Below are 21,538 nucleotides of genomic sequence, written 5' to 3' on the forward strand. Positions count from 1 at the left end.
CATTAATTGTGTGTGCGGTGGTATCCCAGGCCGGGATACACGTGTCAGGCAACTATGTAATCGACCAGCGAAGGTTCCTGCTTGCACAGGCGCCGCCAGTCAACGATCGGCATACGCACCTGTAACCCTACGCTGCCATCGTCTTCATTCCACTCTTTTTCTATCGCCTGCAATTGGTAAAAGCGGCTGCGTAGCCGCCCGGCTGCCGCTGGCAAACGCAGATCATACTGAGCAATCTCGCCAGCCAGACGCTCGGTGAGTGCCTGGAACAGCAGCGGAATCCCCTCACCGGTCTGTGCTGAAAGCCAGACGCGAATCGGCAGATTCTCTTCATCACGATCGATACGCGGAACGAAATCATCCAGCATATCGATTTTATTCATCACCAGCAGGCTGGGGATATCATCGGACTCAATTTCTTCCAGCACGACATTAACGGCATTGATGTTGTCATCAATACGCGCATCGGCAGCATCGATGACATGCAGCAGCAGTGCGGCTTCACGGGTTTCCTGCAGCGTCGCTTTAAACGCCGCCACCAGGTCATGAGGCAGATGGCGGATAAAACCGACGGTATCGGCCAGCACCACTTCACCGACGTCCACCACGTCCACACGACGTAGGGTCGGGTCGAGTGTGGCGAACAGCTGGTCCGCGACATAGACCTCTGAGGTAGTGAGGCGGTTAAACAGCGTAGACTTGCCGGCGTTGGTATACCCCACCAGCGACACGGTAGGCACATCGGCTTTGTTACGCGCCTGCCTGCCCTGTTCGCGCTGCTTCGACACGCGCTCCAGTCGGGAGAGGATCAGCGTAATACGGTTGCGCAGAAGGCGACGGTCCGTCTCCAGTTGGGTTTCACCCGGGCCGCGCAGACCGATCCCACCTTTCTGACGCTCAAGGTGCGTCCAGCCGCGAACAAGGCGCGTGGCAAGGTGGCGGAGCTGGGCGAGCTCAACCTGCAGTTTACCTTCATGGGTGCGGGCACGTTGGGCGAAGATATCCAGAATCAGTCCGGTGCGGTCAATGACACGGCACTCGCACAGCGCTTCAAGATTGCGCTCCTGCGCCGGACTGAGGGCATGATCGAACAGCACCACGGAGGCACCGCTCTCTTTTACCGCTTCGGCTATTTCAACAGCTTTTCCTTCACCGACAAAATATTTGGGGTGTGGCGATTTGCGGCTGCCGGTAACAACACGCAGCGCTTCTACGCCAGCAGAAGACACCAGGGTTTCAAACTCCTGTAAGTCTTCAGTATCTCTGTCTTGCGAGAAATAGATGTGCACCAGTACGGCCTGCTCACCGGCATCATAACGGTCAAACAAACTTTAGACCTCTCAATACTTTGTTAAACCTGCTGCGCGTTGGCCATACTGCGTCAAAACCAGATTCAAAATGCGCGTTCAGCTCACTAAACGGCGTTTTTTGCATGGATTCTCTTAATGACTCAAGCGCAATAAGGAAGCCAGGCGATAAATTCGTTGCCATAAAAACATTGCCAGGACGGGGAACCGGTAACAAAAAACTCCCCGTCCGGGAGGGACAGTCACACTAATTATTCAGCGTCATCACTGTCTTGCTGAGGCTGAGAAGCGGCCCCCTGGTTACTTCCGCTATGATGATAGTTGCTGCTTCCGCCACCCGCATTGTTGCTGTGGTGGGAGACCGGGCGGGACGGAACAACGGTAGAGATCGCGTGCTTATACACCATCTGGCTAACCGTGTTCTTTAAAAGAATAACAAATTGATCAAACGACTCGATCTGGCCCTGAAGTTTGATGCCGTTTACCAAATAAATCGAAACCGGAACACGTTCGCGACGCAGTGCGTTCAAGAACGGATCTTGCAATGATTGCCCCTTAGCCATTCTATCTTTTCCTTATATGCTTGTTGTTTGTAACTTAAGAACCATACGGTTCGAAATATGACGTAAAAAATTTGCGCAAGATAACGCACCAATTGTACACAATCACCCAGGCTTCGCACTAAGAACCTGTAACACGCGGGCATAGGCCGCATCAGGCTGTTCGCTGTCAAGCCAGTGAACATCTTTCCAGCCACGTAACCATGTTATCTGGCGTTTAGCCAACTGCCGGGTTGCGCAAATTCCCCGATAAACCATGTCATCGTAATCAATTTCACCGGATAAAAATGACCACATCTGGCGATAACCAACACAACGAATGGAAGGCATATCCGTATGCAAATCACCTCGTGCAAAGAGCGCCCGAGCCTCCGCTTCAAACCCTGACGTTAACATCTGATGAAACCGCTGCTCAATACGCTGATGGATTAATTCGCGATTCGCGGGTGCGATAGCGAACTGTGCAACATCGTACGGCAGTGGATCGCCCGAAGTTTTAGTCAGTTCCGTTAAAGTTTTACCCGAAATGAAAAAAACTTCCAGTGCTCGCGAGAGTCTCTGGGGATCATTCGGATGAATACGACGTCCAGCAACGGGATCAACATCACATAACTGACGGTGAAGCGCTTCCCAGCCCTCCTCACGCGCCATCTGCTCTATACGCTGACGTACCTCTGGATCGGCCGAGGGCAACGGCGATAATCCTTCCAGCAACGCCTTGTAATAAAGCATGGTGCCACCAACAAGCAACGGAATATTACCCCGCCGGGTAATATCCGCCATTTCAGCCAGCGCATCGCGCCGAAACTCCGCAGCCGAATAGGCCTCAGAGGGATCGCGAATGTCCAGCAAACGATGAGGCGCAAGACGCCTTTCCTCTGCGGAGGGTTTGGCAGTGCCAATATCCATACCGCGATAGATCAGCGCTGAATCAACACTGATCAGCTCTACCGGTAACGCCTGGCGCAGTGCAATCGCCAGGGCGGTTTTACCGGAGGCCGTCGGCCCCATCAAAAATATTGCCTTAGGCAGGCCAGCCGTGGATTGTTCACTCATGCTTCAGGGCGTTCATCGCCGTTTCAATATCGATGTATTGCAGTAATCCAGAAGGTGGCGATTTCACTAATTGCGGGCAAAGTCGCTCGACTTCTGCCAGCAGGGTAATCGCCTGCGAGTGATTCCAGTGCTGATATTCAGAAACAGACTGACGCGCTAACCACTGCGCCGTCTGGCTTGCTGATACATCCTGCTGCCGGGCCAGATACCCTAACATTTCTGGAATCAAGTTTTGTAAATTTTGTTGGCGTAATGGTAAAGGCACGGCGCGTAACATCACATGATGAGCGTCAAACAGCAGGTCAATGCCCATCAACGCCAGCAAGTCCGACTGCCGCTGCCCCGCCTCACGCTCTGCCTTTTCCAGCTTAAGCCGGACAGGAATCAGCAATGGCTGCGGCTTCAACCCTTCACTACCGGGTTCCAGCTGCATCTGCTTCAACCAGCGTTCAGCCACTGCCAGCGCAATCAGTGCCACACCTGAGCTGCCGTCAACCAGCGCATACTGCTCCTGTATCACGGTCAGTACGCGTCCAAAACTGTGCACGTGCCCGGCAAGCGGGGCCGGTTTTTCTTCTTTTACGCGGGTTTCCGGGGGCGGCTCGTCACGAACGGCGGGTGCAGATGACACCTCTCCGGTCTTTAACAGCTGTTGATAGACCGCGCCCTCGCGTTTCTGATACTGCGGCTCCTGCCGCTGCCAGCGGTTTCCAGCCCGGCTACCCTGGTCCGTCGGCGCGGCGCGCGGCGCAGCAGGGGCCGGTTCAGAGAAGTGATTCCCCCCCGCCGCCTGACGGTTCTCTGGCTGCCAGCGCTCGGCAGGCGCGGATGATACATCAGGCAGCGCTTCTGCACCGGTTTCCTGCAGTACGCTGATCACGCCCTGATAAATAAAATCATGCACCAGCCGCGACTGATGAAAACGCACCTCATGCTTTGCCGGGTGAACATTGACATCAACCTGGTGAGGATCAATTTCCAGATAAAGCACATACGCAGGCTGATGTTGATCCCCCAGTTTATCCTGATAGGCCTGACGGATAGCATGGTTAATTAAGCGATCGCGCATCATCCGGCCGTTAACATAGCAGTACTGTAATTCGGTCAGTGCCTTAGAGCCCACCGGGTCAGCCACCCAGCCGCGTAAACTCAGATCCCCGTGCTGCCACTCAATGTTCAGCGCATGGGCAATAAACGCCGTACCGCAGATGGCCGCCACGCGCCGCTCACGCTGGGTGTTGTCACTGACACCACGATACTGACGCACCAGCTTGCCGTTATGGCTGAGAGAGATGGCCACATCAAATCGCGCCAGCGCGATACGCCGGATCACTTCATCAATATGGGTAAATTCGGTTTTTTCGGTGCGCATAAACTTGCGCCGTGCCGGCGTGTTGTAGAACAGATCCAACACTTCAAGCGTAGTGCCAACCGGGTGTGCTGCGGGTTTAACGGTGACGGCCTGGTCGCGTCCTTCCGCGTAGGCCTGCCAGGCTTCACTTTGTGCCTCGGTACGGGAAGTCAGGATCAGACGCGACACGGAACTGATGCTGGCCAACGCCTCACCACGAAATCCGAGGCTGATAATTGCCTCCAGGTCATCCAGCGAGGCGATTTTACTGGTTGCATGGCGGGCCAGTGCCATCGCCAGCTCATCTTTATGAATGCCACAGCCATTATCACGAATGCGGATCAGCTTCGCGCCGCCTTTCTCAATATCGATGTCAATGCGCGTAGCGCCTGCATCCAGGCTATTTTCCACCAGCTCTTTCACTACCGATGCCGGGCGTTCAACCACTTCTCCTGCAGCAATCTGGTTAGCCAGCTGTGGCGGTAATACCTGAATGGGCATGATTTGTCCTTTGAAACGGTTGGGCATGGGGCGACCGGGTATTTATCAGGGCGACCGCAAAAATGGCCGTCCCCAACATTATCCGCCCAGGGTTATGAGGTCGGAATTTTTAACGTCTGCCCCAGCATTACATTCTGCGACTTCATCTTATTTGCCTGCTGGATTGCCTGCGGGCTCACGCCGTATTTCGCAGCAATCGCCGTCAGCGAATCCCCCCGCACGACTTTGTGCCTGGCGGGTTTGCGGCTGCTCACTGCCGCCGCAGAAGCCGTTTTACTCCCGGCAGGAACCTTCAGACGCTGCCCCACCCAAACCACATCTTTTTTTAATGTGTTCATGGTACGCAGCGTTTCCATACTGACCCCATAGCTGGCGGCAATACCGGAAAGTGTCTCTCCGCGTTTCACCACATGGCGCTGAACCGCACCGGTATATTCTGTGCTGGCGGGGGCCGGGTTAGCCTGGACTTCAACCGCCGTTGCGGCCTGCAACGGTCGGTTTTCCTCCTTTGGGATGGATTGTAACGGGTGCGCCAGGAAGTAGTTGCGCAGGCCTTTATAAATCGACTCGGCAATCTTCTGCTGGTAAGCACTGCTGCCCAGCAGCCGCTCCTCCGAAGGGTTACTGATAAAACCGGTTTCCACCAGCAGAGAAGGGATATCTGGCGAGCGGAGTACGCCGAGGCTGGCATGTTCCGGCCGGCGCTTGTGCAGCGCGCCGACGCGTTGCAGCTGCGCAATCACTTTCACTGCCACATCATAGCCCACGCGCTGCGAATGCCCGAACTGCAGATCCAGCACAGCCTGGCTGAGGTACGGATCCGCCTGGCTGTTGGCCAGCAGGTCACCGGCACCGCCTAACAGTTCTGACTGTTTCTCATGCTGTTCCAGCCAGCCCGCCATTTCACTGTTCGCACGACGGTTCGACAGCACCCACACGGAAGCACCGGATGCGCTGCGGTTGGGTGCGGCATCGGCGTGAATGGACACCAGCAGATTGGCGTTTTGCTTGCGCGCCACTTCAGAGCGGCCCATGACGGAAATAAAATAGTCGCCGTCACGGGTCATCACGCCTTTAAACATCGGGTCGGCGTTCAGCAGCGCTTTTAACTTGCGCGCAATCGCAATCGTCACGTTTTTTTCTTTCAGGCCCCCGCCACCAATGGCGCCCGGATCCTGTCCGCCGTGACCGGCATCAATTGCCACGATCACGGTGTCATTGCTGCTACGAGCGTTGCGTGGGCGCGCCACCTCATTACCACTGCTGACCGACGTCACCGGATTGGCATCAAACGGACTTTTTGGCGGTGCACTGACCGGACGGGAAGGTGACACGCTGCTTACCGCGGCCTGGCGGCTTGCCTGGGATGGCTGCGTGCCGGAAATGGTGAACACCACATTGTAATGACTGCCGTTACGCTGCGTAACCGCCCGGGTCTTACCCCGCTGGGTCAGCTCAAACACCAGCCGGATACTCTGGCTGTCTTTGGCGGTGCTTGACCGGATGCGCTTCACAATGTTCTCACCGCTGAAAGTCAGGGGCAGCCCCTGTACGATACCGCTCTGGCGGATATCCAGCACAACACGATCCGGGTTATGTAACGGAAAGAATGCATACACCGGTTGCCCGGCAAAGCTCAGCGTGACCCGGGCTTCGTTACTGCCATTAGAAACTTTAATATCGGATAAATTCGCCGCCACCGAGCTGAAGGAACAGCAAAACAGGGCCAGCAGGCACCAGGCTTTAAATCGCAGCATCATGCTCCATCCTGTTCAGCCATTATGCGTTGTAACATCGTTTCACCATTGGGGGTGCAGGCGCACAGGCGTGCTTCACGCGCATGTCCCTGATAAGTGAGATGCAGCTCCACATCAGGCTCTGGCAGGATGCCAGCCCCCTGCTGAGGCCACTCAACCAGGCACAGGCTGTCCGGGCCAAAATAATCACGAATGCCCATAAATTCAAGCTCTTCCGGGTCAGACAAACGGTACAGGTCAAAGTGATACACCCGGCGATCTGGCAGAACGTAAGGTTCAACCAGCGTATAAGTGGGACTTTTTACATTTCCCTGATGGCCAAGCGCCTGTAAGAAGCCGCGGCTAAAGGTGGTTTTACCTGCACCGAGGTCGCCATAAAGATAGAGGATCGCCGCGCCTTGACAGGCGCGGGCCAGGCGGGCACCCAGAGCGAGGGTTGCTGCCTCATCGGGCAATGCAATTACACAGGTCATCATTCTTTTGTATTCGAAATCTCAGGATTGACAAACAGATACAGCATCGAGAGCAGGTCGCTGGCTAACATACCGCGCGTACCGCGCTGCTGTGCCACTACGTCAGCCGCCGCTCCATGCACGACGCATCCTGCGCAGGCAGCATCGTACAGTGAGAGCTTTTGCCCTGCCAGACTGCCGATAATACCAGATAACACATCTCCCATTCCCCCACTGGCCATACCGGCGTTACCGACATCGGCAATGGCCATTTCGCCCTGCTCGCTGGCAATCAATGTACCGGCACCTTTCAGGACGACAGTACCACCATAGCGCTTTGCCAGACGGCGTACAGCCAGTAAGCGGTCACTCTCAATTTCGCTGACTTTACTGTTCAGCAGCCTTGCGGCTTCACCGGGATGCGGCGTAATAATTCGATTTTGACGTTTATCGGGGCTGATTGCCAGCAGGTTAAGCGCATCGGCGTCCCAAAGCATCGTTTTCTGAGAGTTTTCGACCTTTTTCAAGGCGTTCTTACCCCACGCGCCCTGACCGAGACCAGGGCCAATCACGATGACATCCGCCCATTCCAGCCCGGCATCGAGCGTTTTATCCGTCATCTCCTGTACCATAATCTCCGGACGCGCCGTCAGTAAGGGGCCAACGTTTTCAATGTGAGTGAGTACTCGCACCAAACCTGATCCGGCGCGTAATGCGGCTTCTGCTGTCATACGAATCGCTCCGGCAGTTCCGTGATCGCCGCCAATCACCAGCAGGCGGCCGTGATCGCCTTTGTGTGAGGTCGGCCGCCGTGGCGGCAGCCAGGTGGCGAGATGGCCGGCATCATAGCGGGCAATCGGCGCGACCTGACCTCGCAACCACGGATCAAGATTCAGGCTGTGGTAATGCAGCTGTCCGACATGGTCACGCGCTTTACCGGTCAGTAGCCCCGGTTTCAGGGCGATAAATGCCAGCGTATGACGCGCATTAACGGCAACACCCGGGACAGTACCGTTAGCAGCCACTAACCCTGAGGGCACATCCAGCGCAAACACCGCGGCTGAATGGCCATTCATCCGCTCAATCAGCGCATCATAAGGCGCTTCAGGGATGCGATGAAGCCCGGTGCCGAGCAGTGCATCAACAATCACGTCAACAGAATCAGGCCAGGAAAGGCGTGCATCGTGGATTACCCCACCGGCCGCCAGCCAGTTTTCCCGCGCCTGGCGGGCTTCCTCTGGCGGGTTTTTATTCCCTTTCACAGCAATCAGCGTGACCTGCAGCCCGGCAGCCTGCACCAGGCGTGCTACGACAAAGCCATCGCCGCCATTGTTGCCGTGCCCGCACAGGATCAGCCAGTGCTGCGCCTGCGGCCAGAGCTGCCGTAGTAAGCTGAACGCTGCCTCCCCTGCGCGCTGCATCAGTTCAAACAGTGTGATACCCAGACTGTCTGCCCCCTCACGCTCCAGCCCGGCGACCGCCTCCACAGGCCAGACAGAATAGGGTAAACTGGTACGGTCTTTTTGCTGGTTCAGGTTATTCATGTCGCATCCTCTCGATTTTCATCAACTTGCCCGGGATATTAAACAGTGGGGGCTGGCGCTCGGCTTTCAGCAGGTGGGTATTTGTGATACCGACTTAACGCTGGAAGAGCCCCGTCTTCAGGCCTGGCTGGACAAACAATACCACGGTGAAATGGACTGGATGGCGCGCCACGGGATGATGCGCGCCCGCCCCCATGAACTGCTGCCCGGTACGCTGCGCGTCATCAGCGTACGGATGAATTATCTGCCTGCAAAAGCCGCCTTCGCCAGCACGCTAAAAAATCCCCGGCTGGGCTATGTCAGCCGTTACGCTCTCGGCCGCGATTATCACAAAGTATTACGCAATCGCCTGAAAAAGCTCGGCGATATGATCCGCGAACACTGTAGTGACGCCCAGTTCCGTCCCTTTGTCGACTCAGCGCCGCTGCTGGAACGGCCGCTGGCCGCGAAGGCGGGTCTGGGATGGACGGGTAAACATTCGCTGATCCTCAATCGCGAAGCCGGATCCTGGTTTTTTCTCGGCGAACTGTTGATTGATCTGCCGCTGCCGGTTGATAGTCCGGTCGAAGAGAACTGTGGACGCTGCGTTGCCTGCATCACTACCTGCCCGACAGGTGCCATCGTCGAGCCTTACACCGTCGATGCCCGCCGCTGCATCTCTTATCTCACCATCGAGTTAGAAGGTGCGATTCCGGAAGCGTTTCGTCCCTTGATCGGCAACCGCATTTATGGCTGCGACGACTGCCAGCTGATTTGCCCGTGGAACCGTTACGGGCAGCTCACGGATGAAGATGATTTCAGCCCACGCGCCATCCTGCATGCTCCCCCCCTGACAGAGCTTTTCGCCTGGGATGAGGCAAAATTCTTACGTATTACTGAAGGATCAGCTATCCGGCGAATTGGTCATTTGCGCTGGCTGCGCAATATCGCGGTGGCGCTCGGCAACGCGCCCTGGGATGAAAACCATCTGAAAGCACTGGAAGCACGTCGCGGTGAGCATGCCATGCTGGATGAACATATTGACTGGGCGATTGCGCGCCAGCTGGCACGACGCGATGAACATACTATTGAAGTACAGAGCAGCCAGCAGAAACGCCTGGTGCGTACGATCGAGAAGGGATTGCCACGTGATGCTTAAATGCACAACAGGGTAAGTTTTCTCCCTGCGAAATCTTTTCCACATGCTGTGAATAAAAATAAAAACTCTTTGTCATTCAAGCGTCACAGAAACAGCAAGTGATCCAGATAACAATTTGAAATATTCACAATTGACTTAAAAACAACGAGTTACAAAAGATATGGAATAACAAGCTGTTTTGTCGCACGCGAAGATCAAGAACATAAGCTGTGGATAAGTCTGTTTAAAAGATTTTTGAGCAGAGGCAAACAGGCTATCGCACTGCATCAGACGCTGTGGATAAAAATGAAGGTCATTGAGAAATATTTTTATTTGGAGCGGGAAACGAGACTCGAACTCGCGACCCCGACCTTGGCAAGGTCGTGCTCTACCAACTGAGCTATTCCCGCTTAGGATTAATGCTGTTTTAATGCACTAAAAAGCATGTAACTTATTGATTAATCTGCTTTTTATTCCTGCTTTTCACAGGAGAGGTCGCTATTATGGACCTGTTTACGGGTGCTGGCAAGCCTTGCTTCAAAAAAAATTTTCCCGCTCAAAAAAACTGCGCACTGCGTCACTCCGTTACCCGTTATGAGACGATTCAGATCCCCGCCATTTGCAAACCTGCCCGTCAGTCAGTATGGAACTGGCGTATCAAAATGTGCCGATTCAATATCAAACCTCATAATACTGATGACGAAAAAACCATTAGTAATATAACGATATTTTTAATAAAACCACTAACAAAAAAAATAATTAAATATCGATAGACAATAAATAAACTAATCATTTTATTATAATGGATAAATAACGATACCGATAACCACACACCCTGATTGACATAAAGCAGTTTATATCGCTACCATTATTCGGTTAAAGCCAAATTTATTACCCGCACCACCAGGAAGAAACAAAACTTTTAAATTACCCTCCTTTTATTAGGAAATTACTTAAATTAACGGACTATTATCGACATGAATAAGATATTCAAAGTAATTTGGAATAAAAGTGCCCAGTGCTTCGTGGTCTCTTCTGAACTGGCAAAAAGTACAGTTAAGAGTGGACGACAAAAATTAACACCAGCAAGCCAGAAAAGCTCAACGCTGTTTAGCTTTTCGCTGCTGGTCTCATCGCTACTGATGGCCATGTCCGGGTCAGCCTATGCGGTGAACGCAGCACCGCCAGCAAACAGTATTAACCCGGACTATCAGGCAGCAAACGGATTAATCAGCATTGCAGGCGGTGGCAAAGGCAACGCCCATGCAACTGATAATAAAAATGGCCAGAATGATAAGTCCAATAATGACTATGGTATTGCTATCGGAGCCGGCTCTAAAGGATTCTGGGCCAGCGTGGCCATGGGGGATACCGCCGAGGCACAGTCGCTCTACGGCACCGCCATTGGCCCCAAGGCCAACATAGACAACGCCTCGGACTATGCCGTTGCGCTGGGTAATAAGGCCAGCATAAAGACCAGTAACAACGGGGTGGTATTGGGCTCCAATGCCAGTCTTACAGGTGCCGAGAACTCGGTCGCCATAGGAAATGCAGCGTCCGTTAGTGGGGTTAAGAACTCCGTTGCCATAGGCGCAAACTCTACGGCAACCGAAGAAAATACCGTCTCCATTGGTTCTAAAGGGCATGAGCGCAAACTGGTTAACCTGGCTGACGGCGATGTTTCTGCGACGTCTAAAGAAGCGGTTAACGGCAGTCAGCTGAATACGACTAACCTGAAGATTGATGCGTTTGACGGACGAATCAATGACAATAATGCCAATATCGATCTCCTGAATCAGGGAAGTGCCGGCGTCATTCAGGTAACCAAAGATAAAACGACACTGTTTATCGGTTCTGACATTGCAGAAGAAGTAACCACGTTTGATCTGTCCACAACAAAGACTGTAGATGGTGAAGATGTCACAACCAACCGGAAAATGACGGGTCTGCTGGAGGGCATAGTCGAAAAAGATTCCACCGATGCCGTCAACGGCAATCAGCTGTTTAAAACCGAGCAGGAAGTACTGCAAAACACCGGTGATATTACCAATCTGAATACCGGTAAGGCCGGGCTGGTGCAGCTGGAAGGGCAAAATCTGTTCTTCGGCAGCGCGGCGGCCAACGCAATGGTCTTTAATGTCGGAAACCGCACGATCAGCGGTGTGAAAGCAGCCACACTCAGCGCAGACTCAACCGAAGCTGTTAACGGCAGTCAGCTGCATGACACCAATGCCCGCATTGATAAAAACTCCGATGACATTGCCAAACTGGCCGGTAACAGCAGCGGTGGGGGTGCTGGCGGCATGCTGCAAATGAGTGGTGACGGGCAGTCCCTTGTCGTCAGTGAGGCAGGGAAAGGGGCAACCTCGCTCAATTTAGACGGCCTCACCATTAACGGGATTGGCGCAGGCGAGTTAAGTGCGACTTCCACCGAGGCGGTTAATGGTTCTCAGCTGTTTGAAACCAATCAACAGGTTTCTAAAAACACTACCGATATCAGTAAATTAAGCACAGACATCAGCAGTGGTAAAACAGGCGTAACGCAGATTGATGGCGATAAAATCGTCTTCAACGATGGCGGGAAAGGCACAACCACTCTGGATGTCGGCGGGCGTAACGTTGCTAATATCAAAGAGGGTGAGCTGTCCAAAAACTCGAAAGATGCAGTTAACGGTTCTCAGCTGTTTGAGACGAATACTCACGTTGAGCAGAACACGGCAAATATTGAAATTAACCGGACAGATATTAATAAAAACAAGACGGATATTGCCAATAACTCATCAAAAATCACTGACCTTGAAAATTCCTTCTCAGGCATGAATCACTCATTCAGAAGCCTGGCGAAAGAAGTTAACAAGAATAAAAAACGGGCTGATGCCGGGATTGCCGGGGCGATGGCGATGACGGCCATTCCCCATGTGTATTCCGACGACTTCTCTTTCGGTATGTCGATGTCAGGTTACCGGGATCAGGGGGCATTAGCCGCAGGGGTGACGGTGAAAACCAGTGAACATACGGCCATGAAAGTGAACTCTTCCTGGGATACCCAAAATGGCGCTGGCGTTGCCGCAGGTTTTGCCTGGGGCTGGTAAGGCTGATTGAATAATGGCCATCGGGAGGAGTCCCGCTGGCCATAAAAGGTGACTATTTCAATGAAGACCATTATCAACGGCCTGATTATTATTATCATGAGCTCAATCATTTCTACGCTGTGCGCGCTCTACTTATCTGATAATAACAACAGCCTTTTTAAACATTATGATCCCCCTGCAGTCAATAATCAGCACGATAACACTATCGAATTACTGAAAAAATCCGCTATAGCCGGAAATATAGAGTCGCAGTTTACGCTCGGTACTATGTATTATCTGGGACGTCAGGTTCCTAAAGATGATGTTGAATCACGCTTCTGGTTTAATATTGCCTACACAAATGGCAGTCTGGAAGCCGAAGTCAATCTTGCCTCCATGTATAAATACGGTGAGGGTGGGGATAAGGACCTGAAAAAAGCACTTTCACTCTACGCCGATGCCGCACAAAAAGGGTCTCCCGTTGCTTTTTACAGTCTGGGAAAAATGTATCTGACGGGCGACGCTCTGGAGAAAAATGAGCGCTATGGGCTCTCGTTATTACAGGACTCCTGTCGTGCAGGTTACGACAAGAGCTGTCTTCTGCTGCGACAAACATCTCATCCTCATCCGGCGACACCGCAAAAATGACCCTCAGGATCATTTTTGCGGCCGGTGAACGATCAGATCTGCCAGCGTTAAGGGTTCAGCTGCTGCCAGCGCTGATAAACGTTGATCGCATTGCTGCTTTTCTGCTGGATCATCGGCAGGCGACGCTGTTCGATCGGCTTGCTGTACTCTGCATAGAAGGTATTCAGTTCAAAGTACTTGCGGTTATCCTGATAAAACGGTGCATAGTCTTCACGCGTTGTAAGGTAAATCACCTGCTTCGGACTGCAATAGTAGAGTGAGCCAAGGCACATCGGACAGGGGCTGGCGAGAATGTAAATATCGCAGTCACTGAGATTTTCTGTGCCGAGCCGCGTACAGGCCTGGCGGATAGCCAGGATTTCAGCGTGTGCGGTAGGATCGCTGGTTTGTGCCACCAGATTCGGACTTTCTGCAATAATCTCACCGTCACGCACGATCACCGTCGCAAACGGCCTTCCGCCCTCTTCCACGTTTTTCATTGCCAGATCGACAGTACGCTGCACAAAATCCATCATCATCTCCATGTCTGCTCAGAGTAGGGTTAATGGAGATAAGGCTATGGCCGGTTAGCTATAATGTAAAAGACCCATTTATAATGAATGCCATAAGCTGTAATTATAGGAACGCTCATGCTGTTACGTCATATCCACTATTTTCTGGCGGTCGCTGAGCACCGTAGCTTTACCCGCGCGGCGACAGCGTTGCACGTCTCGCAGCCGGCACTGTCACAGCAGATTAAGCAGTTAGAAGAAACCCTGGGCAGCCCGCTTTTTGACCGAAGCGGAAGAGAGATGCGTCTGACCGACGCCGGAGAAACATATCGTCATTATGCGAAGCGGGCCCTGCGCGACCTGGCGGAGGGACAGCGTGCGCTGAATGACGTGGAAAATCTACGGCGTGGAGCATTGCACATAGCCATTAACCCCACCTTCACTCACTACCTGATGGGGCCGCTGGTCGCGTCTTTTCACCACCGTTATCCCGACATTACGCTGGAAATACGGGAAATGCCTCAGGAGCAGATAGAGCAGAACCTGGCGGATGACCGCGTGGATTTAGGCATCGGATTTGACGTACCGGTGCAGACCGGCATCTCCGCTCAGACGCTGTTTACCGAAACGCTGGCGCTGGTCGTCGCCAGCCATCACCCCCAGGCCCGGCATCGCCGTCTGCCGCTTGCGGCACTGGATGAGGAGAAGCTGGTGCTGCTGACGGCTGAATTTGCCACCCGGAGGCAAATTGATCACTGCTGTCGGAAAAACAACCTGAATCCTCAGGTGTTAATGCAGGCAAACTCACTGAGTGCGGTGATTGAAATTATCCGGCGAACCAGGCTTGCCAGCCTGCTACCGGCAATGACAACCCTGGCGCATCCTGATCTGGTGTCCGTTGAACTCACGCCCCCGCTGCTGGAAAGAACGGCAGTGCTTTTACAAAGAAAGGGAGGATACCAGACCGCTGCGGCAAGGGCATTTGCCGTTCTTGCGCAGGAACAGGGAGATGATTTTCAGCAAGGACAGGCATAAAAAAAGAGCCTTTCGGCTCTTTTTTTACTGGTTCACAGAAAGACGAGTCTGTCTGAAAACGAAATTTTGGAGCGGGAAACGAGACTCGAACTCGCGACCCCGACCTTGGCAAGGTCGTGCTCTACCAACTGAGCTATTCCCGCTTGGGTGGTACTGACTACTTAAAATTTGGAGCGGGAAACGAGACTCGAACTCGCGACCCCGACCTTGGCAAGGTCGTGCTCTACCAACTGAGCTATTCCCGCTCTGGGTACCGAAGAAAATTCTTCATCGGTACGGGGTGCGAATTATACGAGTATTTTCCCCCCCCGCAACCCCCGGCATTGAAAAAATTTACTTTTTTTTGCCAAGTGTCGATTAAACCGCCGTTACGCTGATTTTTACAGCATTTCAGGGCTAAAAACAGCGCTTACTGCTTTTTCCCGCTCACCGTAAAATTACAGCTGGATAAAATGCTCGCGATAATAGGCCAGTTCGGCCACTGACTCACGGATATCATCCATCGCCTGGTGGGTCCCCTGCTTTTTAAAGCCCGGCAGGATCTCCGGTTTCCAGCGCCGTGCCAGCTCTTTCAGCGTACTGACATCCAGGTAACGGTAATGGAAGTAGGCTTCCAGCTCCGGCATATATTTGAACAGGAAGCGGCGATCCTGGCCAATGCTGTTACCACAGATCGGTGAACTGTTGGCCGGAACCCACTGTTCAAGAAAGGCAATCGTCGCCCGCACGGCAGCTTCTTCATCGATCTGGCTGGCTTTAACCCGCTCCACCAGGCCACTGTTGGTATGGGTGCGTACATTCCACTCATCCATTAATGCCAGTTGGGCATCTGACTGGTGGACAGCCATCACCGGGCCTTCGGCCAGAATATTCAGATCGGCGTCTGTAACCAGGGTGGCAATCTCAATAATCCGATCCTGCTCCGGGTCGAGCCCGGTCATCTCAAGATCAATCCAAATCAGGTTGTTAGCATTAGCAGTCATAGTACGTCTCGCGTTGGCCGAAGCGGCATAGTGTCGAATTAAGGTGTATGATAGACGTTTTGCCCTGTCAGGGCGAAATATGCAAAACCGGTGTGAGGAACAGTGACTAAAAACAAACTATCCAAAGGTCAGCAACGTCGCGTGAGTGCCAACCACGATCGTCGCCTGAAACAGCGTGCTGATAAACCTGAGCCAGATGACAATCTGTTCGGTGAAGCCCGTGATGGCGTGGTGATCAGCCGTTTTGGTATGCATGCCGATGTGGAAGATGCGGATGGTTCCGTTCACCGCTGTAACATCCGCCGCACCATTCGTTCACTGGTGACCGGTGACCGCGTGCGCTGGCGTCCAGGCGTGGAAGGGGGAGCTACCGTTAAAGGAATTGTTGAAGGCGTACATGAACGTACCTCGGTACTGACGCGTCCCGACTTCTATGACGGTGTGAAGCCTATTGCCGCCAATATCAATCAAATCGTGGTGGTGTCGGCTATTCTGCCTGAGCTCTCGCTGAACATCATTGACCGCTATCTGGTGGCGTGCGAAACACTGGGCGTTGAGCCACTGCTGGTACTGAACAAAACCGATCTGCTGGATGACAAGGGCCGTGCCTTCGTTGATGAGCAGATGGATATCTATCGCCATATTGGCTACAAGGTGCTGATGGTTTCCAGCCATCGTAAAGAGGGCCTGGTGGAACTGGAAGAGGCGCTGACCGGTCGGGTCAGTATCTTCGCCGGGCAGTCCGGGGTCGGAAAATCCAGCCTGCTCAACGCCCTGCTGGGTCTGGAGCTCAGCGCTGCCGAGATCCTCACTAATGACGTCTCCGACAACTCAGGCCTGGGACAGCACACCACCACTGCTTCCCGTCTCTATCACTTCCCGCACGGCGGGGACGTGATTGATTCCCCGGGGGTGCGGGAATTTGGTTTATGGCACCTGGAGCCGGAACAAATCACCCTGGGATTTGTCGAATTCCGTGACTACTTAGGCGGGTGCAAATTCCGTGACTGCAAACATGATACTGACCCCGGCTGCGCCATACGTGAAGCTGTCGAAAAAGGTGAGATCGACGAGTCGCGTTTTGTTAACTATCACCTGATTCTCGATACCATGTCTGAAGTCCAGGCGAAAACCCGCCGCTTTAGCACCGACAAAGACTGACAAAACGGGCCTGATAAACAGGCAGCGGGGCATTAAAAACAGCGTTCACTGCCGGGCAATAGCCTAAAACTGCGGGCGCTGCTACAATCCGCCCCCTTTATTAGCACTGTCCCCTGATTCATCACTTTGCAGAACGGCGCAGCGCGCCTCTGCAGCCTGATCCGGGGGCAGGTATATCTGATTGAGCCAGGAGGCTAACGTGTTCGATCGTATTAAACTCGGCCTGAATAACATACTGCCTAAAAAAGCCCTGACTGAACTGGCCGGCTGGGGTGCCAGCAAACGGGGTGGATGGCTGACCAAAGCCGTGATAGACGCTTTTGTCTGGTATTACAAAGTGGATATGAAAGAAGCGCAGAAACCGGACACGGCCAGCTATCGCACCTTTAACGATTTCTTCGTCCGTCCGCTGCGCGACGAAGCCCGGCCGATTGAAACTGACCCGAATCTGCTGGTTCTGCCTGCGGATGGCGCGATCAGCCAGTTAGGCCATATTGACGGCGAACAGATTTTTCAGGCCAAGGGGCATACCTATTCGCTGGAAGCGCTGCTGGCAGGCAATACCGCGATGACTGAGATGTTCCGTGACGGCGAGTTTGTCACCACTTACCTGGCACCACGTGACTACCACCGTGTTCATATGCCTTGTAACGGGATCCTGCGCGAAATGATCTACGTACCGGGCGACCTCTATTCGGTGAACCCGCTGACGGCCCAGAACATTCCCAATCTGTTTGCGCGTAACGAGCGGGTGATTTGCCTGTTTGATACCGAATTTGGTCCGATGGCACAGATTCTGGTGGGCGCCACGATTGTCGGCAGCATCGAAACCGCATGGGCGGGCACCGTAACGCCACCGCGTGAAGGGGTGATCAAACGCTGGAGCTGGCCGGGTGCAGATGCAGAGGGATCGGTCGTCCTGTTGAAAGGTCAGGAAATGGGGCGCTTTAAACTCGGCTCAACCGTGATTAACCTGTTTGCTCCTGGCAAAGTTAAGCTGGCAGAAAGCCTGACGGCTGAGAGTAAAACCCGTCTTGGCACGACCCTCGCCATCGCACTGCAAAAAGACAGTGCGGAAGACGTCCTCCATCATCCATAGCGGATAATCATGTCACGTCTGATACTCACTCTTTTGTTAGGCTGGAGCTTGCTCCAGCCGGTATATGCCGCCAGCGCACCGGATGCGTCGCAGATCAAACAACAGCTGGAAGAGGCGAAATCAGAGAAGACCTCCGCAAGTCAGACCGCCACCGTCGAGGCCCTGCAGTCCACGCTTAACTGGCTGGATGAATACCAGAAGTCCGTGGATCTTACGCAGGAATATCAGCAGGTCATCGACGATTTCCCCAAACTGTCCCGTGAATTACGCCAGCAGATCGTCACCCTGACGGACAGCAACAAGCCCCTGCGCAGTAATATGAGTGCCGCCGATCTCGATCAGGAGATCCTGCAGGTCAGCAGCCAGTTGCTGGAAGAGAGCCGTCAGGCCCAGCAGGAGCAGGATCGCGCCCGTGAGATCAGCGACTCTCTTTCCCAGTTGCCGCAGCAGCAAACCGATGCCCGCCGCGCGCTGAACGAAATAGAACGCCGCTTACAGGGACAGCCTGCCCCCAACACGCCACTCGGTCAGGCCCAGCTGGCGCAGCGTCAGGCAGAGTCTGCCGCACAAAAAGCCCGCGTGGATGAGCTGGAGCTGGCACAGCTTTCAGCCAACAACCGTCAGGAGCTGGCGCGTATGCGCGCCGAAGTCCACCAGCGTAAAGCCGCCAGCCTGGATGCCTACTTACAGGATTTACGTAACCAGCTGAACAGCCTGCGCCAGCGTGAGGCCGAAATGGCCCTGGCCCGCACCGAACAGCTGGCAGAAAACAGCGGTGATATGCCCGCCGGCATCACGGAACAGTTTCGCATTAACCGCGAACTTTCCAGCGCACTGAATCAGCAGGCGCAGCGCATGGACCTGGTGGCCTCGCAGCAGCGAACCGCCGCCAATCAGACCATCCAGGTTCGTCAGGCACTCAGCACCATTCGCGAACAGTCACAGTGGCTCGGCGTCTCCAACGTGCTGGGTGAAGCACTGCGTGCCCAGGTGGCCCGACTGCCGGATATGCCGAAGCCACAACAGCTGGATAATGAAATGGCCCAGCTGCGCGTGCAGCGCCTCTACTATGAAGACCTGCTCGAGCGCCAGAAATCACTGCGCCAGCTTCGCCAGGATGACAACAGCGACCTGACGCCTGAACAACGCCGTATCCTTGAAGCCCAGTTGAAAACCCAGCGCGAACTGCTGACCTCGCTGCTTTCCGGCTGTGATAATCTGATCCTCGGCGTCACCAAACTGAAAGTGGGCAACAGCCAGCTGGTGGATGCGCTGAATGAAGTCAAAGAAGCCACCCACCGCTACCTGTTCTGGACGGCGGATGTCAGCGCCGTCGACTTCAGCTACCCCATCAACCTCGCGCGTGACCTGCACCGCCTGCTGTCACTGGACACACTGGGTCAGCTGGGCGGCGCGATGGTGATGATGGTGACCAGCCGGGAAACCGTGCTGCCGCTGCTTGGCGCCGTGCTGCTGGTCGGCTTTAGCATCAGCTCCCGCCGCCACTTTCGCAAATTCCTTGAACGCGCCTCCAGTAAAGTCGGCAAGGTTACCCAGGATCACTTCAGTCTCACCCTGCGAACGGTGTTCTGGTCCATTCTGGTGGCACTCCCTTTGCCAGTGCTGTGGGCGGCGCTGGGCTATGGTTTACAACACGCCTGGCCCTATCCGATTGCCATTGCCATCGGTGACGGCGTGACCGCCAGCGTCCCGCTGCTCTGGGCGTTTATGGTCAGCAATACCTTTGCCCGTTCGCAGGGGCTGTTTATCGTCCATTTCCGCTGGCCGCAAACCCGTGTGGCGCGCGCAATGCGTTTCTATACGCTGTGCATCGGTCTGGTAGTACCGCTGATGATGATGCTGATTGCCTTCGATAATCTTGAAGACCGCGAATTCTCAGCCACCCTCGGCCGCCTGTGCTTTATCCTGATTTGTGGTGCCCTGAGCCTGGTGACTGTCAGCCTGAAACGGGCGGGGATCCCGCTGCACCTTGATAAAGAAGGTAACGGCGATAACTTGATTAACCGGATGCTGTGGAATGCGATGATCGCGATCCCGCTGGTCGCGGCCCTTGCCTCCTGTATCGGCTATCTGGCGGCGGCTCAGGCGCTGCTGGCGCGTCTGGAAACCTCGTTAGCGATCTGGTTCCTGCTGCTGGTGATTTACCATATTATTCGCCGCTGGATGCTGATCCAGCGGCGACGTATCGCCTTCGATCGGGCACGCCAGCGCCGGGCTGAGATCCTTGCCCAGCGCGCGCGCGGCGAAGAGGAACTCGCCGCCCAGCAAACCGCTGCCGACAGCGTGGATGTGGAAGAGCCGGTGATAGACCTGGATGCCATCAGCGCGCAGTCATTACGCCTTGTGCGTTCAATACTGACGCTGATCGCACTGGTTTCGGTGATCGTCCTGTGGTCAGAGATCCACTCCGCGTTTGGCTTTATGGAAAATATTCGCCTGTGGGATGTCAGCACCACCGTACAGGGAGTGGAAAGCCTGCAACCGATCACGCTGGGCTCGGTGGTGATTGCTATCCTGGTGCTGGTGATCACCACCCAGTTGGTGCGCAATATGCCTGCCCTGCTGGAGCTGGCGCTGTTGCAGCACCTCAGCCTGACGCCCGGCACGGGCTATGCCATCACCACCCTGACCAAATATATGCTGATCCTGATTGGCGGACTGGTCGGGTTCTCCCTGATCGGCATTGACTGGTCGAAACTGCAGTGGCTGGTGGCGGGTCTGACCGTCGGCCTGGGCTTTGGTCTGCAGGAGATCTTTGCAAACTTTATCTCCGGCCTGATCATTCTCTTCGAGAAGCCGATCCGCATCGGGGACACCGTGACCATCCGCGATCTGACCGGTAGCATCACACGCATTAATACCCGCGCCACCACCATTACCGACTGGGACCGCAAAGAGATTATCGTGCCGAACAAGGCCTTTATTACCGAGCAGTTTATTAACTGGTCGCTGTCAGACTCGGTCACCCGCGTGGTGCTGACCATCCCGGCCCCGGCCGAGGCGAACAGTGAAGAGGTAACCAACGTGCTGCTCACTGCCGCACAGCGATGCAGCTACGTGCTGGAGACACCGCCGCCAGAAGCCTTCCTGGTGGATTTGCAGCAGGGGATCCAGCTGTTTGAGTTGCGCATTCACGCTGCAGAAATGGGGCACCGCATGCCGCTGCGCCACGAGCTGCATCAGCTTATCCTGCGCGGTTATCAGGAGCACGGGCTGGAAATGCCGTTCCCACCGTTCCAGGTGCGTATGGAAACCATCGGACGCAAAACGCCTGCCAGCAACGGCGCGCCTGCGGCACGTAATTACAAATCGGGCGGGTTGTGATGGCCCGGCACGGGTCAAAGGTGATCATTCAGCCCTGACGCCGGGATCCTGACGGGGCGC

15 protein-coding genes, 3 tRNA genes and 3 pseudogenes are annotated in these 21,538 nt (G+C 54.4%); 9 read left to right on the top strand and 12 right to left on the bottom strand.

The genetic code is table 11. The annotated features are described in order from the left end of the window. Positions 1-44: 44 nt before the first annotated feature. The 7 genes from hflX to nnr form a co-directional block, all read right to left on the bottom strand. On the bottom strand, positions 45-1,328 hold the full coding sequence (gene hflX, locus K6L24_RS18940; RefSeq protein ID WP_062745671.1) for a ribosome rescue GTPase HflX: 1,284 nt from the start codon (positions 1,326-1,328) through the stop codon (positions 45-47). A 230-nt stretch (positions 1,329-1,558) separates the two neighbouring features. Next, a complete protein-coding gene (gene hfq, locus K6L24_RS18945) occupies positions 1,559-1,870 on the bottom strand; it encodes an RNA chaperone Hfq (RefSeq protein ID WP_062745674.1) in 312 nt (103 codons plus the stop codon). A 102-nt stretch (positions 1,871-1,972) separates the two neighbouring features. Then, on the bottom strand, positions 1,973-2,923 hold the full coding sequence (miaA, locus tag K6L24_RS18950) for a tRNA (adenosine(37)-N6)-dimethylallyltransferase MiaA (RefSeq protein WP_062745676.1): 951 nt from the start codon (positions 2,921-2,923) through the stop codon (positions 1,973-1,975). After that, positions 2,916-4,775: a DNA mismatch repair endonuclease MutL gene (gene mutL / locus K6L24_RS18955; RefSeq protein ID WP_062745679.1), complete on the bottom strand. Its 1,860-nt coding sequence runs from the start codon at positions 4,773-4,775 to the stop codon at positions 2,916-2,918. The genes miaA and mutL overlap by 8 nt, the downstream gene beginning before the upstream one ends. Before the next feature lie 92 nt (positions 4,776-4,867). Further along, positions 4,868-6,535 (bottom strand): N-acetylmuramoyl-L-alanine amidase AmiB, encoded by a 1,668-nt coding sequence (gene amiB, locus K6L24_RS18960; RefSeq protein WP_157076016.1) that lies wholly within the window; start codon positions 6,533-6,535, stop codon positions 4,868-4,870. Beyond that, positions 6,532-7,008, bottom strand: a complete 477-nt coding sequence (gene tsaE, locus K6L24_RS18965; RefSeq protein ID WP_062745682.1) for a tRNA (adenosine(37)-N6)-threonylcarbamoyltransferase complex ATPase subunit type 1 TsaE — start codon at positions 7,006-7,008, stop codon at positions 6,532-6,534. The genes amiB and tsaE overlap by 4 nt, the downstream gene beginning before the upstream one ends. After that, a complete protein-coding gene (nnr, locus tag K6L24_RS18970; protein WP_222681731.1) occupies positions 7,005-8,528 on the bottom strand; it encodes a bifunctional ADP-dependent NAD(P)H-hydrate dehydratase/NAD(P)H-hydrate epimerase in 1,524 nt (507 codons plus the stop codon). The genes tsaE and nnr overlap by 4 nt, the downstream gene beginning before the upstream one ends. On the opposite strand from nnr, the gene queG reads away from it, so the two are divergent. After that, positions 8,527-9,666: a tRNA epoxyqueuosine(34) reductase QueG gene (gene queG, locus K6L24_RS18975; protein WP_062745689.1), complete on the top strand. Its 1,140-nt coding sequence runs from the start codon at positions 8,527-8,529 to the stop codon at positions 9,664-9,666. The two genes, nnr and queG, sit on opposite strands and share 2 nt — an antisense overlap. 313 nt (positions 9,667-9,979) lie before the next feature. Here queG and K6L24_RS18980 read toward each other — a convergent pair. After that, positions 9,980-10,055: transfer RNA gene (locus K6L24_RS18980), tRNA-Gly, on the bottom strand. Positions 10,056-10,622: 567 nt separating this feature from the next. Between K6L24_RS18980 and K6L24_RS22510 the strand changes: the two are divergent. From K6L24_RS22510 to K6L24_RS18990, 4 genes and pseudogenes are all read left to right on the top strand, one after another. Beyond that, positions 10,623-11,915: pseudogene (locus K6L24_RS22510) on the top strand (ESPR-type extended signal peptide-containing protein); the annotation flags it as partial. A gap of 129 nt (positions 11,916-12,044) precedes the next feature. Continuing rightward, positions 12,045-12,150: pseudogene (locus K6L24_RS22515) on the top strand (hypothetical protein); the annotation flags it as partial. 134 nt (positions 12,151-12,284) lie between these two features. Then, positions 12,285-12,737 (top strand): annotated as a pseudogene (locus K6L24_RS22520) (YadA C-terminal domain-containing protein); the annotation flags it as partial. 60 nt (positions 12,738-12,797) lie between these two features. After that, entirely contained in the window at positions 12,798-13,364 is a 567-nt protein-coding gene (locus tag K6L24_RS18990) for a tetratricopeptide repeat protein (protein WP_062745693.1), read from the top strand. A gap of 47 nt (positions 13,365-13,411) precedes the next feature. Here the strand turns inward: K6L24_RS18990 and K6L24_RS18995 are convergent, their stop codons facing one another. Continuing rightward, complete coding sequence (locus K6L24_RS18995; protein ID WP_245006693.1) at positions 13,412-13,882, bottom strand: nucleoside deaminase; 471 nt, start codon at positions 13,880-13,882, stop codon at positions 13,412-13,414. Positions 13,883-13,993: 111 nt separating this feature from the next. On the opposite strand from K6L24_RS18995, the gene cynR reads away from it, so the two are divergent. After that, entirely contained in the window at positions 13,994-14,890 is an 897-nt protein-coding gene (gene cynR / locus K6L24_RS19000) for a transcriptional regulator CynR (protein WP_062745697.1), read from the top strand. A gap of 67 nt (positions 14,891-14,957) precedes the next feature. Here the strand turns inward: cynR and K6L24_RS19005 are convergent. The 3 genes from K6L24_RS19005 to orn all read right to left on the bottom strand — a co-directional run bounded on the left by K6L24_RS19005 (position 14,958) and on the right by orn (position 15,873). Next, positions 14,958-15,033: transfer RNA gene (locus tag K6L24_RS19005), tRNA-Gly, on the bottom strand. Positions 15,034-15,059: 26 nt separating this feature from the next. Beyond that, positions 15,060-15,135 (bottom strand) — tRNA-Gly (locus tag K6L24_RS19010). A 192-nt stretch (positions 15,136-15,327) separates the two neighbouring features. Next, positions 15,328-15,873, bottom strand: coding sequence for an oligoribonuclease (orn, locus tag K6L24_RS19015; RefSeq protein WP_062745700.1), 546 nt, complete (start codon positions 15,871-15,873; stop codon positions 15,328-15,330). A gap of 102 nt (positions 15,874-15,975) precedes the next feature. Here orn and rsgA point away from each other — a divergent pair, with 102 nt between their 5' ends. The 3 genes from rsgA to mscM all read left to right on the top strand — a co-directional run bounded on the left by rsgA (position 15,976) and on the right by mscM (position 21,478). Then, entirely contained in the window at positions 15,976-17,034 is a 1,059-nt protein-coding gene (gene rsgA / locus K6L24_RS19020) for a small ribosomal subunit biogenesis GTPase RsgA (protein ID WP_062745702.1), read from the top strand. A 199-nt stretch (positions 17,035-17,233) separates the two neighbouring features. After that, the gene (asd, locus tag K6L24_RS19025; protein ID WP_118664829.1) at positions 17,234-18,133 is read left to right on the top strand and encodes an archaetidylserine decarboxylase; all 900 of its coding nucleotides are present in this window, start codon (positions 17,234-17,236) and stop codon (positions 18,131-18,133) included. Between the two features lie 9 nt (positions 18,134-18,142). Next, positions 18,143-21,478 carry a miniconductance mechanosensitive channel MscM gene (gene mscM, locus K6L24_RS19030; RefSeq protein ID WP_062745705.1) on the top strand — a complete coding sequence of 1,112 codons (3,336 nt, stop codon included), beginning with the start codon at positions 18,143-18,145 and terminating at the stop codon, positions 21,476-21,478. Positions 21,479-21,538: the final 60 nt, after the last annotated feature.

Source organism: Erwinia persicina, assembly GCF_019844095.1.
Classification (GTDB): Bacteria; Pseudomonadota; Gammaproteobacteria; order Enterobacterales; family Enterobacteriaceae; genus Erwinia; species Erwinia persicina.

Bases quoted from the DNA above. Each gene is read 5' to 3' on its own strand.
- hfq (WP_062745674.1), bottom strand. From the start codon at position 1,870: ATGGCTAAGGGGCAATCATTGCAAGATCCGTTCTTGAACGCACTGCGT.
- miaA (WP_062745676.1), bottom strand. From the start codon at position 2,923: ATGAGTGAACAATCCACGGCTGGCCTGCCTAAGGCAATATTTTTGATG.
- mutL (WP_062745679.1), bottom strand. From the start codon at position 4,775: ATGCCCATTCAGGTATTACCGCCACAGCTGGCTAACCAGATTGCTGCA.
- amiB (WP_157076016.1), bottom strand. From the start codon at position 6,535: ATGATGCTGCGATTTAAAGCCTGGTGCCTGCTGGCCCTGTTTTGCTGT.
- tsaE (WP_062745682.1), bottom strand. From the start codon at position 7,008: ATGATGACCTGTGTAATTGCATTGCCCGATGAGGCAGCAACCCTCGCT.
- queG (WP_062745689.1), top strand. From the start codon at position 8,527: ATGTCGCATCCTCTCGATTTTCATCAACTTGCCCGGGATATTAAACAG.
- nnr (WP_222681731.1), bottom strand. From the start codon at position 8,528: ATGAATAACCTGAACCAGCAAAAAGACCGTACCAGTTTACCCTATTCT.
- K6L24_RS18990 (WP_062745693.1), top strand. From the start codon at position 12,798: ATGAAGACCATTATCAACGGCCTGATTATTATTATCATGAGCTCAATC.
- K6L24_RS18995 (WP_245006693.1), bottom strand. From the start codon at position 13,882: ATGATGATGGATTTTGTGCAGCGTACTGTCGATCTGGCAATGAAAAAC.
- cynR (WP_062745697.1), top strand. From the start codon at position 13,994: ATGCTGTTACGTCATATCCACTATTTTCTGGCGGTCGCTGAGCACCGT.
- orn (WP_062745700.1), bottom strand. From the start codon at position 15,873: ATGACTGCTAATGCTAACAACCTGATTTGGATTGATCTTGAGATGACC.
- mscM (WP_062745705.1), top strand. From the start codon at position 18,143: ATGTCACGTCTGATACTCACTCTTTTGTTAGGCTGGAGCTTGCTCCAG.